Source organism: Nocardiopsis camelliae, from assembly GCF_028993595.1.
GTDB lineage: Bacteria > Actinomycetota > Actinomycetes > Streptosporangiales > Streptosporangiaceae > Nocardiopsis > Nocardiopsis dassonvillei.
Genome location: NZ_CP118614.1, coordinates 4,955,725 through 4,972,786 on the forward strand (window position 1 = coordinate 4,955,725; position 17,062 = coordinate 4,972,786).

Consider the following 17,062-nt stretch of genomic DNA (forward strand, 5'->3'; position numbering starts at 1 on the left):
CCTCAGATTACCATCGGCCCGCCACGGGCCTGTACACGTGCCGTGGTCCGGACCGGGCTGGCGCCGGTCCGGACCACGGCGGGGCTACCGCCCCTGAATCAGCCCGCGTCCACGGCGGTCGGCGGGGTGGCCGCCGCCCTGGTGCGCCGGGTCCGGCGACGCTTGGGCCGCTCGGCGGCCTCGTCGTCACCGGTCTCGGCGGGCGTCTCGGCGGCGGTCGCGTCCGCCTCGGCGGGGACGCTCTCACCGCCCGCGGCCTCGGCCTCACCGGTGTCGGCCGCCGCGCGGGCGGTACGACGGGTGGTGCGCCGGGCGCGGGTCTTCTTGGCCGGGGCCTCCTCGGGTGCCTCCGCGGCCTGCTCGGGCTCAGCGGCCTCAGGGGCCTCCTCCGTGGCGGTGATCTCCTCCTGCTCCTCCGCCGCGGCCTCGGCCTTGCGGGAGCGGGAGGCCCGCTTACGGGTCTTCTTGGCGGTCTCCGGGGCCGGGGCCCCGGTCGCCTGCGGAGCCTCGGGGGCCTCCTCGGTCCGCGCCGCGTCCGCCCCGGCGGACCCGTCGGCGTCACCGCCCGCCTTCTCGGGCTTGTCGGAGGACGGCTTCTCGGCCTTCTCAGCGGCCTGGTCCGGCTCGCCCTTGCCCTTCTTCTTCTTGCGGCCGTTGCCGTTGCCGCCGCCCTTGCCCTCGACCGGGTCGCCGGCGACCACCAGGCCGCGGCCGTTGCAGTGCTCGCAGCTGTGCGAGAAGGCCTCCAGCAGGCCCTGGCCGACCCGCTTACGGGTCATCTGGACCAGGCCCAGCGAGGTCACCTCGGCCACCTGGTGCTTGGTGCGGTCGCGCGAGAGGCACTCCAGCATGCGCCGCAGCACCAGGTCGCGGTTGGACTCCAGGACCATGTCGATGAAGTCGATGACGATGATGCCGCCGATGTCGCGCAACCGGAGCTGGCGGACGATCTCCTCGGCCGCCTCAAGGTTGTTCTTGGTGACCGTCTCCTCCAGGTTGCCGCCCTGCCCGGTGAACTTGCCGGTGTTGACGTCGACCACGGTCATGGCCTCGGTGCGGTCGATGACCAGCGAGCCGCCGCTGGGCAGCCAGACCTTGCGCTCCAGGGCCTTGTTGATCTGCTCGTCGACGCGGTAGGCGGCGAAGACGTCGCGGTCCTCGTTCCAGTGCGAGAGGCGCTCGGAGAGGTTGGGGGCCACGTAGTCCACGTACTCGTGGACGGTGGTCCAGGCCTCATCACCGGACACGACGAGGCTGGAGAAGTCCTCGTTGAACACGTCGCGCACGACCCGCACCGTCAGGTCGGGCTCGCTGTTGAGCAGCGAGGGGGCGTTGGCCGACTTGGACTTGCGCTTGATGGAGTCCCACTGCTTGGCGAGACGGGTGATGTCGCGCTCCAGCTCCTCCTCGCTGGCGCCCTCGGCGGCCGTGCGCACGATGACGCCCGCGCCGGAGGGCATGACCTTCTTGAGGATCTGCTTGAGGCGCGCGCGCTCCTTGTCGGGGAGCTTGCGGCTGATGCCGGTCATCGAGCCGCCGGGCACGTACACGAGGTAGCGGCCGGGCAGGCTGATCTGGCTGGTCAGGCGGGCGCCCTTGTGGCCGACGGGGTCCTTGGTGACCTGCACCAGGACCGACTGGCCGGACTTGAGCACCGACTCGATGCGCTTGGGCTGGCCGTCCAGGCCGAAGGAGTCCCAGTTGACCTCGCCCGCGTACAGGACGGCGTTGCGGCCCTTGCCGATGTCGACGAACGCGGCCTCCATCGAGGGCAGCACGTTCTGCACCCGGCCCAGGTACACGTTGCCCACGTAGGAGCGGTGCGTGGCCCGGTCGACGTAGTGCTCGACGAGGATGTCGTCCTCGAGGACGGCGATCTGGGTGCGGTCCTCGACGCGGCGCACCACCAGGTCCCGCTTGACCGACTCGCGCCGGGCCAGGAACTCCGACTCGGTGACGATGGGCGCGCGGCGGCGGCCCTGCTCACGGCCCTCGCGGCGGCGCTGCTTCTTGGCCTCCAGCCGGGTGGAGCCGCGGACCGCCTGGACCTCGTCCTCGATCGGCTTCTCCTGGCGGGGCTCGCGCACCCGGACCACGGTGTTGGGCGGGTCGTCCGAGATGGCCTCGGGGCCGTCCCCCCCGCCGGAGCGGCGGCGACGGCGGCGCCGGCGACGGCTGCTGCGGTCGTCGGACTCGGCGGCCTCGTCGGCCGCGCCGTCGTCCTCGCCCCGGTCCTTATCGCCGCGCTGCTCCGCCTTGTCCTCTGCGGGCTCGGGGGCCTCGGCGGCCTCGTCCTCGTCCGCGCGGGAGCGGCCGCGCCCCCGGCCTCCGCGACGGCGGCGACGGCGGCTGGGGCGGTCGTCGTCCCCGTCGCCGGTCTCCTCCGCACCGGTGGCCTGGGCGGTCTCCTCCTCGGGCTCCTCGCGCGCGTCCTCGTCGGCCTCCGCCGGGGCGGTGCCGCGGGCGGGCACGGGGGCGGCGCTGGCCACCGGGGGCTGGAAGAGCATGGAGGGGGCCTGGAAGACGTTGCCGCCGCCCGCCTCCACGGTCTCCTCGTCCTTGTCCTTGGCGGGCTCGTCGGCTGCCCCGGAGGGCGCGGTCCCGGCGGTCTCCGAGGCCGCGGCGGAGCGGGCGCGCGAACGGCCGCGGCTCCTGGCCGCGGAGGGGGCGGTGTCCTCCGAGGCGGGGGCGGAGGCGCGCGAACGGCGCGGAGCCGCGTCCTCGTCGGCGGAGGCGCGGGCCCTGCGCGGGGCGGCGTCCTCGTCGGGACGGCCCGCGGCGCGCACGGTGCGCCTGCGCGAGGTGGTGGTCACCGAGGTCTTGACCGTGCCCCCCTCACCGGAACCGGCGAGGGAGGTGACGGGCGCGGAGGGGGGAGTGAAGACGTCGTCGGGTTCGGGGGGTGGTCCGGCGGCGCGGCGGACGCCCTTGGCGGGCGCGGGCGTGGTCACGCGCACCTCGCCGCCCCCCGCGGGGGGCGCCGCCGCCGTGTTGTCGGTTGTTTCAGTTGTACCCGCGGTGCCGTCGGCACCGTTGTTGGGCTCGTTGTCGAGCATCCGGGCGGTCTCCCGTCAGAGTCCTCGGGCGCGCCGCGACCTCTCGGTCGGCGGCGCGGCTCACGAGAACTGTCGTCGCTGTGTCAGCGCCGACGGCGCCGGGGCGCCGTCGGGGCAAAGTCCTGTGGTGTCGCCCATGTTCCCCGCTTCGGGGCCGCTCATCCGCGCGGTCCCGCCATGGGCGTTGACGGCCGTGGTGCGTCTTCGCGCCGCTCGTCCGCGTTGTCGTCCGCGGGTCCGGAGCTCGTGTGGGCTTCGGGCCGGTCCTGGGAGAGCGGGTCCGCGATCGCACCTGTCGTCTCGTCCAGCGGCCCCTGCGCCAGCCGGGTCATCATCGGAGATGACGGCGGCGCGAGGTCGGCCACGTGGCGAAGGCCGGTCAGCACGTCGTCCGGTCGAACAGCAGGTGTCGTGTGCCGTACGACCATCCGAAGTATGGCATATGTCGTGTGATGTTCCTCTGGGGCGCGCCCGAGGGAGTCAGCGCACACGTCGATGCGGACCACCGCCGGCCGCGTGTCGAAGCGGCGACGGCCCTTCTTCGTCATCCGCTCCACCTCGACGCTGTCGGCGGCCAGATAGGCGGCCACCGCCCTGGCGGCGTCGTCGGGGTCGACGCCCGCCATCTCCACGCGCCATTCGGAGGCCTGGAGCCGGTCGGCCAGCCCGGGATGTCGGGCCTCGACGACCTCGACGACGTCGATGCCCTGGGGCATGGCCGCGTCGATGTCGGCTCGGACCCTCTCGGGCGGACGGTGCTCGGCCAGAGTGAGTTCAAGGTACTCCGCCTCGCTGGCGACCCCTGTGGGGGCCGCGCCGGTGTAGGAGACCTTGGGGTGAGGCGAGAAGCCAGCGGAGAAAGCCACGGGTACGGAGGCCCTGCGCAGGGCGCGCTCCAGAGCCCGGGCGATGTCGCGGTGGCTGGCGAACCTCATGCGTCCGCGCTTGGCGTAGTGGACGCGAAGCCGTTGTCCGGGTTTGGCGGTGGAGGGTGAGGTGGTGCCCTCGGATGCGGGGGGCAGCTCAACTCCTTTCCTCATGCCCCCTGGTGCGGTCGGCGGGGCGACCTGAAGGGGCTGTTCCTCGTCCTGTTCAGCGTACGGTGCGCCGTGGTGCACATGCGCCAGCAGGACTACGCATACCGGTATCTCCCCCACTGACCTGCGGTCGAAAAGTCCCCGAGCGGTCGGAGCGGACACCGGAGCCGTGTTCACCACCAGAACGCGGGGTTCACCGAAAAAAATCCGAAGAAAATCTGGATCCGATGGCAACCCCCCGCGCAGCCCGCGAGTCCTATTACACGTACGGCCCGGCGCGAGCGGGGCGCCGGGCCGTACACCTTCCTCCCCCGGGCCGCTCCCCCTCAAGGGTCGAGAGAGCGCCCGGAGCGCGAAATCCTACTTCACGCCCTCCCGGGGCACATGAGCCGACCCCCGCCCCGGCACGGACGCCAGAACCCCTGACCCCACCGACGACCGGTGGGACCAGGGGTTCCTCCGTGTCCGGCGCCGCCCGGAAACCTCCCGGGCCAGCGCGGCACGCCGCCGTGGCCGCAGCCCTACGGCCGCGGGGCGGGGTCCGCCCCGCGACCGGCGCCCGGTCGGCTAGACCACGTTGAGCGGCAGCAGCGGGCGGCCCTCCGCCGGGGCGTTGATCTGGATCTCGGTGCCCATGCTCGGGCAGACACCGCAGTCGTAGCAGGGGTTCCAACGGCAGTCGTCCACCTCCAGCGACTCCTCGCCGTACAGCGAGTCCTGCCAGTCCTGCCACAGCCACGACCGGTCCAGGCCCGCGTCCAGGTGGTCCCAGGGCAGGACCTCGTCCTCGTCGCGCTCGCGGGTGGTGAACCAGTCCACGTCCACCGGGAGGTCGGCCAGGGCGGCCTCGGCGGCCCCGGACCACCGGTCGTAGGAGAAGTGCTCGCTCCAGCCGTCGAACCGGCCCCCGGAGCGCCACACCTCCTCGACCACCCGGCCGACCCTGCGGTCCCCCCGGGAGAGCAGGCCCTCGATGATGGAGGGGCGGCCCTCGTGGTAGCGCAGACCGATCGACTTGCCGTACTTGCGGTCGCCCCGCAGCCTGTCGCGCAGCTTGCGCAGCCGGGCGTCGACGGCCTCGTGCGAGGTCTGCGCCGCCCACTGGAACGGGGTCTGCGGCTTGGGCACGAACCCGCCGATGGACACCGTGCAGCGGATGTCCTTGCGCCCGGTCACCTCACGACCGGTCCGGATCACCTCGGTGGCCAGGTCGGCGATGGCCAGGACGTCCTCGTCCTCCTCGGTGGGCAGGCCGCACATGAAGTACAGCTTCACCTGCCGCCACCCGGCCGCGTACGCGGCGGTGACGGTGCGGATGAGGTCCTCCTCGGTGACCATCTTGTTGATCACCCGGCGCATCCGCTCGCTGCCGCCCTCCGGCGCGAACGTCAGGCCGGAACGGCGCCCGTTGCGGGTCAGCTCGTTGGCCAGGTCGATGTTGAACGCGTCCACGCGGGTGGAGGGCAGGGACAGGCCGGTGTTGGTGCCCTCGTAGCGGTCGGCGAGCCCCTTGGCGATCTGCCCGATCTCGCTGTGGTCGGCGCTGGACAGCGACAGCAGCCCCACCTCCTGGAAGCCGGAGGCCTCGACGCCGTCCTGGACCATCTTCGTGACGGTCTCCTTGTTGCGCTCGCGCACCGGCCGGGTGATCATCCCCGCCTGGCAGAACCGGCAGCCGCGCGTGCAGCCGCGGAAGATCTCCACGCTGTAGCGCTCGTGCACGGACTCGGCGGTCGGCACGATCGGCTTCTTGGGGTAGGGCCACTGGTCCAGGTCCATCACGGTGTGCTTCTGCACCGTGCCGGGCACCCCGGGCCGGTTGGGCGTGTAGGAGGCGATCCGCCCGTCCTCGTGGTAGGCCACGTCGAAGAAGCGGGGCACGTACACGCCGCCGGTCGCGGCCAGGCGCAGCAGCAGGCCGTCGCGCCCGCCGGGCTCGCCCTCCTCCTTGAACTCGCGGATGATCTCGGTGATGGCGAGGGTGATCTCCTCGCCGTCGCCCAGGACCACCGCGTCCAGGAAGTCGGCGATCGGCTCGGGGTTGAAGGCCGAGTGCCCGCCCGCCAGCACGACCGGGTGGTCGGCGGTGCGGTCGGCCGCGCGCAGCGGGATGCCCGCCAGGTCCAGCGCGGTGAGCATGTTGGTGTAGCCCATCTCGCTGGCGAAGCTCAGCCCGAGCACGTCGAAGGCGGCCAGCGGCCGGTGCGAGTCCACGGTGAAGTGCGGCACGCCGTGCTCGCGCATGAGCTTCTCCAGGTCCGGCCACACCGCGTAGGCGCGCTCGGCCAGCACGCCCTCGCGCTCGTTGAGGACCTCGTACAGGATCTGGACGCCCTGGTTGGGCACTCCCACCTCGTAGGCGTCCGGGTACATCAGCGCCCAGCGCACCCGGGTCTCGTCCCATTCCTTGACCACGGAGTTGAGCTCGCCACCGACGTACTGGATGGGCTTGGCCACCTGCGTCAGCAGGGGTTCCAGCCGCGGGAAGAGGCTTTCGACGGACATGGTGTGGGCCTTCGTTCGGCGGACATCGTGTCGGGTGTGCGTGGACCCCCGCCGTCGCGGGGGCCGGCGCGGTGACGCGTGGAGCGCGCCCGCGCGGATGTTCCCAGGCTACCGGCGCCACGGGCTCCGGGCCGCTCCGTCCACAGGCCCGGTCGGGACCCGCCCCGGGCCTGTCCCCCGGCGCCGCGCCGCTCCCCCGCCGGGATCGGCCCTCCGCACGGCGGCGGGGCGGGCACCGGCGCCTGCGCCGTGCCCGCCCCGCCGGTGTCGTGCTCCGTGTCCCTAGGCGAAACCCCGGTCCCGGGAGTCGACGCCCAGCACCAGCCCCAGGGCGACCATGTTGGCCACGATCGCGGTGCCGCCGTAGGACATGAACGGCAGCGGCAGACCCGTCACCGGTACGACCCCCAGCCCCATCCCGATGTTGATGAAGGCCTGGAACCCGAACCAGGCGACCACGCCCACGCACAGCAGGCGCGGGTAGGGCTGCTCGCACCCCTGGGCGATGCGCAGGATCCGCCACAGGATCAGCGCGAACAGGCCGATGACCACCACCGACCCCACGAACCCCAGTTCCTCGCCCGCCACCGTGAAGATGAAGTCGGTGTGCTGCTCGGGCACGAACTGCCCGTGCGTCTGCTCGCCCTGGAACAGCCCGGTGCCGTTGAACCCGCCCGACCCCACCGCGATCAGCGCCTGGTTGGAGTTGTACCCCGCGCCCTGCGGGTCGGCGGTCGGGTCCATCAGGGTGGCGATGCGGTCCAGCTGGTAGGGCTCCAGCAGGTCGAACCACCACACGCACAGCGCGCCGACCACCCCGCACGCCAGCATGCCCGCCACCCACACGATCGGGGCGCCCGACAGCGTGAGCATGCCCAGGAAGATCGTGACGAGCACCAGAGTGGTGCCCAGGTCCGGCTGCGACATCACCAGTGCCAGCGGCACCGCCAGGACCACCAGGCAGAACACCACGTCCCGCGTCATCGGCCGGGCCTCGCCGTCGCGGGGCTCCCCCAGCAGCGTGGCCAGGACCAGGACCAGACCGACCTTGGACAGCTCACTGGGCTGGAACTGGAAGCCGCCGACCACGATCCAGCCGCGCGACCCGTTGATCACCTCGCCGAGCGGGGTGAGCACCAGGACCAGCGCGACCACCGTGACCAGGTAGACGATCGGAGCGTACGCGCGGATCGTGCGGTGGTCCACCGCGGCGACCAGAAGGCACAGCGCCCACGCCACCAGGAGGTGGAGCAGGTGGCGGACCAGGTGTTCGGTGGACTCCAGCGGGTCGCTGCCGTCGCCCGGGATGGTCGCCGACCACACCAGCAGCGTACCGATGGCGCACAGGACCGCCACCGACACGACCAGCGTCCAGTCCAGTCGGCGCGCCAGGCCCGCCGCGCTGCGTCCGATCTCGGCGCTCCGCGACCCGGGCGCCCCCATGTAGGTGCTCATGGCTACCGATCCAGCAGGTCGATGGAACCGTCGGGACGGACGTCGGGCAGCTGCTCGGGCGGCGCGCCGCCCGGGATCAGCGGCTCCGCGCCGCCGGACGCGTCTGCCTCGGTCTCGGCCCCCTGTGCCGGGGAGTCGAACCCGTAGATGCCGTCGTAGATGGCCCGCGCGATGGGCGCCGCCGTCGTACCGCCGGTACCGCCCTGGGAGACCAGGACGACGATGGCGAACTGCGGGTCGTCGGCGGGCGCGTAGGAGGCGAACCAGGAGGAGACCTGGCGCCCCTCCACGTCGGCGCTGCCGGTCTTGCCCGCGACGGACACCTGGTCCTGCGGGAACCCGGCGAAGGCGCCGCGGGCGGTGCCCTCCTTGGGGACCGCGGTGAGCGCGGTCTGGAGGTACTCCAGCGTCTCGTCGCTGACCGGGAGCTCGCCGCGCACGACCGGTTCGATCTCGCGCACCTCCGTCCCGTCTGCGGAGACCAGCGCCCTGCCGATGCGCGGCTCGTAGAGCTTGCCGCCGTTGGCGATGGCCGCGTAGGCGCTGGCGAGCTGGAGCGGGGTGACGAGGACGTCGCCCTGGCCGATGGCGAAGTTGACGGCCTCGTTGGCCCGCCACTGGAAGCCCTCCACGCACTGCTCGTAGGCCAGCAGTTTGAGGTAGGCGGCGCGCGACGGGTCGGTCTCGGCGACGTCGGGGTAGCCGTGCTCGCCCCGGTGGCAGTTGTTCTCGCGGGTCTCCTGCCAGAAGGTGCGCTTCCACTCGCGGTCGGGGATGCGCCCGGAGGTCTCGTAGGGCAGGTCGATCCCGGTCGGTGAGCCGAAGCCGAAGCCCTTGGCCATCTCGGCCATCGCCTCGTCGGCCTCGCCGTCGGGGTAGAGCCCGCCGTCGTCCTTCCACATCTGGTAGCCGAAGTTGTAGAAGACGGTGTTGCAGGAGACCACGATGGCCTCGTGGAGGCTGATCGGCCCCTGGCCCTGGCCCTCGTAGTTCTCGTAGTTCTGCCCGGCCAGGTTCACCGAGCCCGGGCAGGCGTAGGTGCTGCGCAGCGAGTAGCCGTTCTCCGCCGCCGCCGCGAGCGAGGAGACCTTGAACGTGGAGCCCGGCGGGTAGGTGCCCTGCACGGCGCGGGAGAGCAGCGGCTCGCCCGCCTCCTCGCTGAGCATCTCGTCGAAGGTCTCCTGGTCGATGCCGCCGCGCCAGATCGCGGGGTCGTAGGTGGGCAGGCTCGCCATGGCCACCACGCCGCCGGTGCGCACGTCCAGGACGATGGCGGCGCCGGAGTCGGCCTTGTAGCGGGGCCGGGCGTTCTCCATCCCCTCGGCCAGCGCCTCCTCGGCGATCTTCTGCACGCCGAGGTCGACATGGGTGACCAGGTGCGTCCCCGGTTCGGGCGGCGTCTCGGAGATGACCTCCATGACCTCGCCGTGGTTGTTCACGCCCAGGACGCGCTTGCCCGCGGTGCCGCGCAGCTGGGCGTCGTAGACCGCCTCCACGCCGTCGCGGCCCACCATGTCGATGCCGGTGAACTGGGTGCGCAGGTCCTCGCGGGCCTCCAGCTCCTCCTGGGTCACCGGTTGCAGGTAGCCCAGCATCTGGGAGCCGTGCTCGCCCTGCGGGTACTCGCGCACGGCGTGGGCCTGGGCGCTGATCCCGGGGAAGCGGTCGGCGCTCTCCATGATCTGGAGGGCGACGGACGGCTCCACGTCGTCGGCCAGGGTGACGGGCTGGTAGGGCGAGCCGGGCCAGCACGGGCGGCTCACCTCGGGCCCGCACAGGCGCATGCGCTTCTGGAGCTCCTCCAGCGGGACGTCGAGCACCTCGGACAGGTCGGTCAGGACCTTCTCCCCGCCGTCGTCCATGCCCGTGATCTCGTGGTAGTCGGCGGAGACCACCAGCTCGGTGCTGTTGTTGACCAGCGGGCGGCCGGTGGCGTCCAGGATCTGCCCCCGCGTGGCGGGGACGAGGAGCTGCTGGTGGTGGTTGGCCACCGCGAGCTCCCGGTAGTGGTCCCACATCGGGATCTGGAGGTACCACAGCCGTACGGCCAGGGCCGCGAAGAGCACCAGGACCAGGATCTGGGCGAGCAGCAGTCCGGCCCGGCCGAGCTTGCGGCCGGGCAGTTCGACGTCGTCGACGGGCGACATGTGCACGTTCACCACCCCCCCGTGGACACCGGGCCCCGGACTCCGGCGAGCTCGCTGTCGGAGAACGCCCCCCGCGCCCACAGCAGCGGAAGCGTGACCAGCGGCGAGACCAGGGTGGTCAGGGCGGCGCCGACGAGGGTGTTGACGGCCACGGCGGCCAGCGACATCCGCGGGTCGCCCATGAGCACGCCGACCAGCGCGTAGCCCAGGCCCACTCCCACTGCGGTGACGGCGGTGGCGGCCATCAGGGCCCACACCGAGGGCCTGCCGCCCAGGGCCCCGGCGGAGCCGGTGTTCCTGTGCAGCAGGGCCAGCAGGTAGGCGGCCACGCACAGCACCAGGGCGTAGCGGCCCAGCGCGTGCTCGGCGGGCGGCAGGACGTCCATGGCCAGTCCGGCGGCGAAACCGCACGCCGCGGCGGCGGCGGGGCTGGTGGTCAGGGCGACCGCGACGATCGCCGCGGCCACGAGGTCGGGCCCGGCCCCCCACTCGAACGGGAGCCGGTTGACCACGGTGGCCTGGGCGAGGACGGCGACGGCCACCAGGACCAGGGTCGCTGCGTTCCTCATGAGCGTTCCCCCTTGTCGGGTCGGGGCGGGAGCACGGAGTCGCGCGGGTCCTCCTCGGGACCCCCGACCACGACGCCCACCACGTCCAGGGACGAGAAGTCCACGGCCGGGGCGATACGGGCGAGGCGGCTGAGCGCGCCGGGCGCCACCTGCACCTCCTCGACGGTGCCGATCGGCACGCCGGGCACGAAGGGCGCGCCCTCGTGCGAGCCGAGCGTGACCAGCCGGTCCCCGGCCTCGACCGGCGCCTGGAGGTCGAACAGCTCCAGGGTCAGTTCGGCGTCGGGGCCGCCGGGGACCGTGCCGCCCCGGACCACGCCGATCTTGCGCGTGGCCTCCAGGCGTGCGCCGACGGCGGAGTTGACGTCGGTGGCGAGCATGACGGTGGCGGTGCTCGGACCGGCCTCGATCACCTTGCCCACCAGGCCGGAGCCGTTGACCACGGTCATGTCCGGGCGCACACCGGAGTCGGTTCCGGCGTCGATGGTGACCGTGTCGGCGTAGCCGCGCGCGGTGACGTGGGTGACGGACTGGGCGGGGACGATCTCGTAGCCGCCCAGACCGGCCAGCCCCAGCATCGCGTCGAGCTGCTCGGCGCGTGCCTTGTCGATGCGGGCGGCCCGCAGGTCGTCCTCCAGCTCGGCGTTGGCCTGCTCCAGCTCGGCGACGCGCTCGGATTCGGGGCCGCTGACCAGGCCCTCGTAGAGACCGGTCACGGGCCCGGTCGCCCAGGTGACGCCCGCGGCGGCGGGCGCGAAGACGAGTTCGCCGCCCGTGCGGGCCACGGAGGTGACGGGGTTGGCGCCGGGACGGGCGTCCAGGACGAGCAGGGCCACCGCCACGGCCACGAGCACGGCGAGGAGTACGCGGGATCTGCGTGAGTCGCGGAACATGGGTCACCTCCGCCGTTCGGGGACGAGTACCTGGTGGAGCCGTTCGTAGTTCTCTACGCAGGTGCCAGAGCCGACAGCGACGGAGTCCAGCGCGTTGTCGGCGACGTGGATGGGCATCCCGGTCTCGTGCAGGAGCCTCTCGTCGATCCCGCGGAGCAGCGCTCCGCCGCCGGTGACGGCGATGCCGCGGTCCATGATGTCGCCCGACAGCTCCGGGGGGCACTTGTCCAGGCTGGTGCGGACCGCGTCGACGATGGCGGTGACCGGCTCCTCGATCGCCTGGCGGACGTCGCTCTCGGACAGGACGATGGTCTTGGGCAGCCCGCTGACGAGGTCGCGCCCGCGCACCTCGGCGCGGATCTCCTCCGAGCCGGTCGGGTAGGCGGAGCCGATGGCCATCTTCAGCTCCTCGGCCGTGCGCTCCCCGATCATCAGCGAGAACTCCTTCTTGACGAAGGTCGCGATGGCCTGGTCGAGTTCGTCGCCGCCCACGCGGATGGACTGCGAGGTGACGATGCCGCCCATCGAGATCACGGCGACCTCGGTGGTGCCGCCGCCGATGTCCACGACCATGTTCCCGGTGGGCTCGTGGACGGGGAGCCCGGCGCCGATGGCGGCGGCCATGGGCTCCTCGATGATGTAAACCCTGCGCGCGCCGGCCTGGTAGCCCGCCTCCTTGACCGCGCGGTGCTCGACCGAGGTGATGCCGCTGGGCACCGCCACGATCAGGCGCGGCTTGGCGAAGTGGCGCCGACGGTGGATCTTCTGGATGAAGTAGCGCAGCATGCGCTCGGTGATCTCGAAGTCGGCGATGACACCGTCCTTGAGGGGACGGATGGCCGTGATGTTGGTCGGCGTGCGGCCGATCATCTGCTTGGCCTCGATGCCGACAGCGACGATCCGGCCCGTTGAGGTGTTGAGCGCGACCACCGACGGCTCGTTCAGAACGATGCCGCGTCCTCGCACGTACACGAGCGTGTTGGCGGTACCCAGGTCGACGGCCATGTCCCGGCCGAGAAAAGCAAGGTTGTTCGGCATGTAACGTCCTCAGAGGCGCCGTGTCGGACGTGGTTGCCCGGGGCGACCATACGTAGTCGTTCCGGCACGATAGGTGTTGAGTCCCCCGTATCGTAACGGTCAGCACTTAGTCCGTTACGCAAACACACCGAATTGTTGCCCCGTCGGCGGACGAACCGACCGAAGTCGCCCGTGGCCGCGGGTCCCACATGCCGAGGGACCCGCGGCCGTGCCGTCTTCCCTACAGGCCGGGGAAGAAGAGCTTGATCTCGCGCTCGGCGGAGTAGGTGGAGTCCGAGCCGTGCACGATGTTCTGCTGCACCTCCAGCGCGAAGTCGCCGCGGATGGTGCCGGGGGTGGCGGTCACCGGGTCGGTGGCGCCGGCCAGGGCGCGGAACGCCTCCACCGCGCGCTCGCCCTCGACCACCATGGCCACGAGGGGGCCGCCGGTGATGAACTCGACGAGCGAGCCGAAGAACGGGCGTTCGGCGTGCTCCTCGTAGTGCGTCTTGGCGGTCTCGGCGTCGAGCGTGCGCAGCTCCATGGCGACCAGCTTCAGGCCCTTGCGCTCGATGCGCGAGATGACCTCGCCGACGATGTTGCGGCGGACGCCGTCCGGCTTGATGAGAACGAGAGTGCGCTCCACGTGCGTGTCAACTCCTCACTGGGGCTCCGCGTGGCGCACGTGGGCACCCGCCCACGGCAGCGGCCGCACGCGGAGGAATCGGGTGATGGGTCACAGGTGCGGGGGCCGCAGGAGGAGGGTTCTCCCCGGGCCGCCCGCCCGGACCTGCGTCACACTATCGCGTTTGGCGCGTGGGCGCGGAGGCCTCGGCGTCCTCGCCCCGCCCGGCGGCCTCCGCCTCGGCGCGGGCCAGGTGGGCGGCCTTCATCTCGTCGGTGCGGCGGCCCATGATGACGCCGGTCACCCACAGGGAGACGAACACGACGGCGATCAGAACCGCCCCGGAGACCAGGAAGGAGGTGAACAGGAAGGCTGCCTGAAGCACCCAGGCCGCGTAGTGCGCCCAGCGGTGCTTCTGGAGTCCGGAGAGCACGAGGGCGGCGACGGCCATCCCTCCCCACAGGCTCCCGGCCAGGACCGGGTCCATCCCCTCCAGGGAGACTGCGACGGGGATGAAGAGGCCGATCACGATGACCTCGAACACCAGGATGACGGCGCAGACTACACGCACGGCGGGTTCCCTTCGTAGTAGACCTGGCCCGTCACTCCTGCGCACCGCGCAACAGGTGGACGGCGTCACCGGCGGTGACGACCGATCCGGTGACCAGTACACCGGTGCCGCCGAACTCCCCGCCTTCCTCGGCCAGGCCCACTGCCCGGTCGATGGCGTCGTCGAGTCGGGGCTCCACGTGCACGCGTTCCTCACCGAAGACGTGCTGGGCGACGTTGGACAGCCGCTCCGGTTCGAGGGAACGCGGGGAGGAGTTACGGGTGACGACGATCTCGTCGAGCAGTGGTTCGAGGGGTTCGAGGATCCCCTCGACGTCCTTGTCGGCCATGATCGCGACCACCCCGACCAGCCGGGAGAAGGTGAAGGCCTCCTCCACGGCCGCCGCGGTGGCGGTCATTCCGGCCGGGTTGTGCGCCGCGTCGGCGATGATGGTCGGGCTGGTGCGCACGACCTCCATGCGGCCCGGGGAGTCCACTCCCGCGAGGGCCTCGGCGACGATCGCGGGGTCCAGGCCCCCGGCGTCGTCGCCGGAGGAGGCGAACGCCTCGACCGCGGCCACGGCCACGGCGGCGTTCCCGGCCTGGTGCGCCCCGAACAGGGGCAGGAACAGGTTCTCGTAGCTGCCGGTGAGGCCCTTGAGGGCGATCTGCTGGCCGCCGACGGCGATCTCGCGGGAGGTGACGCCGAACTCCAGCCCCTCCCTGGCCACCCGGGCCCCGACCTCCGCGGCGTTGCGGACCAGGGCCTCGGCGGCGGGCAGCGGCTGCTGGGCCAGGACCGCCACGGAGTCGGGCTTGATGATGCCCGCCTTCTCCTCGGCGATGCCCTCCACCGTGTCGGGCAGGTACTCGGTGTGGTCGATCCCGATGGGGGTCACCACGGCGACGTCGCCGTCGATGACGTTGGTGGCGTCCCACCGGCCGCCCATGCCGACCTCGACGACGGCCACGTCCACGGGGGCGTCGGCGAAGACGGCGTAGGCCATCACCGTGAGGATCTCGAAGAACGACAGCGGTGCGTCGTTCATCGAGTCGGCCATCTCGATGTAGGGGCGGATGTCGTCGTAGGCCTCGACGAACCGCTCCTGGGATACGGGCTCCCCGTCGATGACGATGCGTTCGCGCACGGTGCGCAGGTGCGGGCTGGTGTAGCGGCCCACGCGAAGACCCCGCCCGCGCATGAGCGCGTCGATCATGCGGGCGGTGGAGGTCTTGCCGTTGGTACCGGTGACGTGGATGGCCCGGAAGTTGCGGTGCGGGTCGCCCAGGAGGTCCAGCAGAGTGCGGACCCGGTCCAGTCGAGGATCGATGTCGGACTCGGGCGCTCGGGAGAGGATCTCCGCGGTCACCTCGGCGTAGCGCTGCTCGGCGCTGGCTTCGCTCACGGTGTCTCGGTGTCTCGTGTGTTCGGGGTGTACACCCGCGCCAGTCTACGCGCCCCCACCTGGGCACGGTCCCCGGGTAAAGGAAGCGGCGGCCTGTGTCGCGCAGACCATACTGGTGCCATGCTCGAACTTGACCCCTTCTTCACCGAGTGGGCGCGGCGCCGCCCCGACCGCCCCCGCGACCGCACCGGAAGCCTGGAGCGTGCCACGGCGCTGATGCGCGTGCTCGGGCTGGACACGCGCCGCCCCCCGGTACTGGGGGTGGTGGGGTCCAAGGGCAAGGGGAGCACGGCGACGACGGCCGCGGCGGCGCTGTCCTCGGCCGGGCTGCGCACGGTCCTGGTCACCGGGCCGAGCTTCCGCTCCTACCGCGAGCGCGTACGGGTGGACGGGACCTCGGTGTCCGACGCCGAACTGGACGTGTTGGGCGCCCGGATCGACGCCGCCCGACGGGAACTGCCGACGGTGGAGGAGTTCGGCGGCCACCTGGCACCGAGCGGGCTGTTCCTCGTGGCGGGGCTGCTGCGCGCCGTCGAGGTGGGCGCCGACGTGTGCGTGCTGGAGGCCGGGATGGGCGGTCATCGCGACGAGCTGCGCCTGGTCGGCCCGGAGGTCGTCGCCCTGGGCAAGGTCTTCGCCGAGCACGTGGGCGTCCTCGGCGACACCGTGGCGCAGATCGCCCGGGAGAAGGCGCGGGTGGCCGGGGAGCGGACCCGCGCGCTGGTGCGCCTGCCGCAGACCGCGGAGGTGGCCGCTGCGGCCGACGCCGCCCTGGCCGAGGCCACCGGGGGCCGGGTGCGGGCCGAGGTGGTCGATCCGGACCTGCCGGGGGTGGAGCCGCCGCCCGGTCTGCGCCCGCCGGGGCTGTCCGCGGCCTCGGGGGTGCTGGGGACGGCTGCGGCGGCGCGGATGCTGGACCACCTGGGCCGCCCGCCCCTGGACCCGGAGCGGCTGCACGCCGTGCTGGGCACCGTCCGGCTGCCGGGGAGGCTGTCCCGCCACGCCGTGCCCGCGGGGGCGGGAGGAGCGTCCGGCCGTGTCGGAGGGGCATCCGGCGGTGACCCGGTAGGGGGCGGCACCGCACCGGAGGCCGAGGTGGTCGTGGACTCGGCCATCGACCGCAACGGGGTCGCCGCCGCCCTGGCCCACGCCCGCGGGCTGTGGGGCGGGGTGGACCACGTGCTGCTGTGCCTGCCCGACCACAAGGACGTGTCGGGGGCGGTGGAGGTCCTGGGCGACCTGCCCGTGACCGCCGTGCGCCTGCCCGAGGCCCACCTGCGCTTCGAGCACGCCCTGCCGGAACACTGGGGCCGCATGGACGCCGCGGACCTGTCCCCCGCGGCCCTGCGCGCGCTCGGCGAACGCGTGCTGGCCCTGGGCACGGTCTACTTCACCGGCCGGGTCCTGGAGGCCGTGGACGCCCCCACCGACCGCCTCTTCGGCTGAGACCGCGAGGCCGCGTGGCCCCCGACCGCCCGACCCCGACCCCGACCGCCCGCGTCGTCCACAGGTCGGAGGAGGTTCTGGCGGTGCCGGGCGCCGGCGCGGAACACTCGGATACGGGGGGGTCGGGGTTCCCCGGCGCCGGGGCGCGGCTCCCCCGGAATCGAGCCTACGCCGCCGGGTCCCGGCCCGGAAGCGCTCTCCCGCCGCTGTGGAGAACTCCCCGTGCTCCTGCCGCCGGTTCGTGTCCGGCGTCCGGGGGCCGACGCCCGACGCCCGGGGCCGGGGTCCGGGCACAAAGCGGGAGTCCATGGCACAGGAGCGGGCCATGCACAGGAGGCGGGGGTGGTGCCGCGGCAC

Annotated in this window: 12 protein-coding genes; 1 reads left to right on the forward strand and 11 read right to left on the reverse strand. The window is 72.6% G+C overall.

Annotation, left to right across the window (positions count from 1 at the left end):
- Positions 1 to 98 precede the first annotated feature (98 nt).
- The 11 genes from PV789_RS21645 to PV789_RS21695 all read right to left on the reverse strand — a co-directional run bounded on the left by PV789_RS21645 (position 99) and on the right by PV789_RS21695 (position 15,259).
- Complete coding sequence (locus tag PV789_RS21645) at positions 99 to 3,056, reverse strand: ribonuclease E/G (RefSeq protein ID WP_274974291.1); 2,958 nt, start codon at positions 3,054 to 3,056, stop codon at positions 99 to 101.
- Positions 3,057 to 3,214: 158 nt separating this feature from the next.
- On the reverse strand, positions 3,215 to 3,991 hold the full coding sequence (locus PV789_RS21650) for a TIGR03936 family radical SAM-associated protein (RefSeq protein ID WP_274978207.1): 777 nt from the start codon (positions 3,989 to 3,991) through the stop codon (positions 3,215 to 3,217).
- A gap of 669 nt (positions 3,992 to 4,660) precedes the next feature.
- The gene (locus PV789_RS21655; RefSeq protein WP_274974292.1) at positions 4,661 to 6,598 is read right to left on the reverse strand and encodes a TIGR03960 family B12-binding radical SAM protein; all 1,938 of its coding nucleotides are present in this window, start codon (positions 6,596 to 6,598) and stop codon (positions 4,661 to 4,663) included.
- 282 nt (positions 6,599 to 6,880) lie between these two features.
- Entirely contained in the window at positions 6,881 to 8,053 is a 1,173-nt protein-coding gene (gene rodA, locus PV789_RS21660) for a rod shape-determining protein RodA (RefSeq protein WP_274974293.1), read from the reverse strand.
- A gap of 2 nt (positions 8,054 to 8,055) precedes the next feature.
- Positions 8,056 to 10,200 (reverse strand): penicillin-binding protein 2, encoded by a 2,145-nt coding sequence (gene mrdA / locus PV789_RS21665; protein WP_274974294.1) that lies wholly within the window; start codon positions 10,198 to 10,200, stop codon positions 8,056 to 8,058.
- An 8-nt stretch (positions 10,201 to 10,208) separates the two neighbouring features.
- Positions 10,209 to 10,769: a rod shape-determining protein MreD gene (gene mreD, locus PV789_RS21670; protein ID WP_274974295.1), complete on the reverse strand. Its 561-nt coding sequence runs from the start codon at positions 10,767 to 10,769 to the stop codon at positions 10,209 to 10,211.
- Positions 10,766 to 11,662, reverse strand: coding sequence for a rod shape-determining protein MreC (mreC, locus tag PV789_RS21675; protein ID WP_248771539.1), 897 nt, complete (start codon positions 11,660 to 11,662; stop codon positions 10,766 to 10,768). Before mreC ends, mreD begins: the two co-directional genes overlap by 4 nt.
- Positions 11,663 to 11,665: 3 nt before the next feature.
- On the reverse strand, positions 11,666 to 12,700 hold the full coding sequence (locus PV789_RS21680; protein ID WP_013154400.1) for a rod shape-determining protein: 1,035 nt from the start codon (positions 12,698 to 12,700) through the stop codon (positions 11,666 to 11,668).
- Between the two features lie 220 nt (positions 12,701 to 12,920).
- Positions 12,921 to 13,325 carry a nucleoside-diphosphate kinase gene (ndk, locus tag PV789_RS21685; protein ID WP_130394764.1) on the reverse strand — a complete coding sequence of 135 codons (405 nt, stop codon included), beginning with the start codon at positions 13,323 to 13,325 and terminating at the stop codon, positions 12,921 to 12,923.
- Positions 13,326 to 13,479: 154 nt separating this feature from the next.
- Positions 13,480 to 13,875, reverse strand: a complete 396-nt coding sequence (locus PV789_RS21690) for a DUF4233 domain-containing protein (protein WP_274974296.1) — start codon at positions 13,873 to 13,875, stop codon at positions 13,480 to 13,482.
- A gap of 31 nt (positions 13,876 to 13,906) precedes the next feature.
- On the reverse strand, positions 13,907 to 15,259 hold the full coding sequence (locus PV789_RS21695) for a bifunctional folylpolyglutamate synthase/dihydrofolate synthase (RefSeq protein WP_274974297.1): 1,353 nt from the start codon (positions 15,257 to 15,259) through the stop codon (positions 13,907 to 13,909).
- Positions 15,260 to 15,379: 120 nt separating this feature from the next.
- Here PV789_RS21695 and PV789_RS21700 point away from each other — a divergent pair, with 120 nt between their 5' ends.
- Positions 15,380 to 16,705 (forward strand): folylpolyglutamate synthase/dihydrofolate synthase family protein, encoded by a 1,326-nt coding sequence (locus tag PV789_RS21700; protein WP_274974298.1) that lies wholly within the window; start codon positions 15,380 to 15,382, stop codon positions 16,703 to 16,705.
- The last annotated feature ends 357 nt before the right edge of the window (positions 16,706 to 17,062 follow it).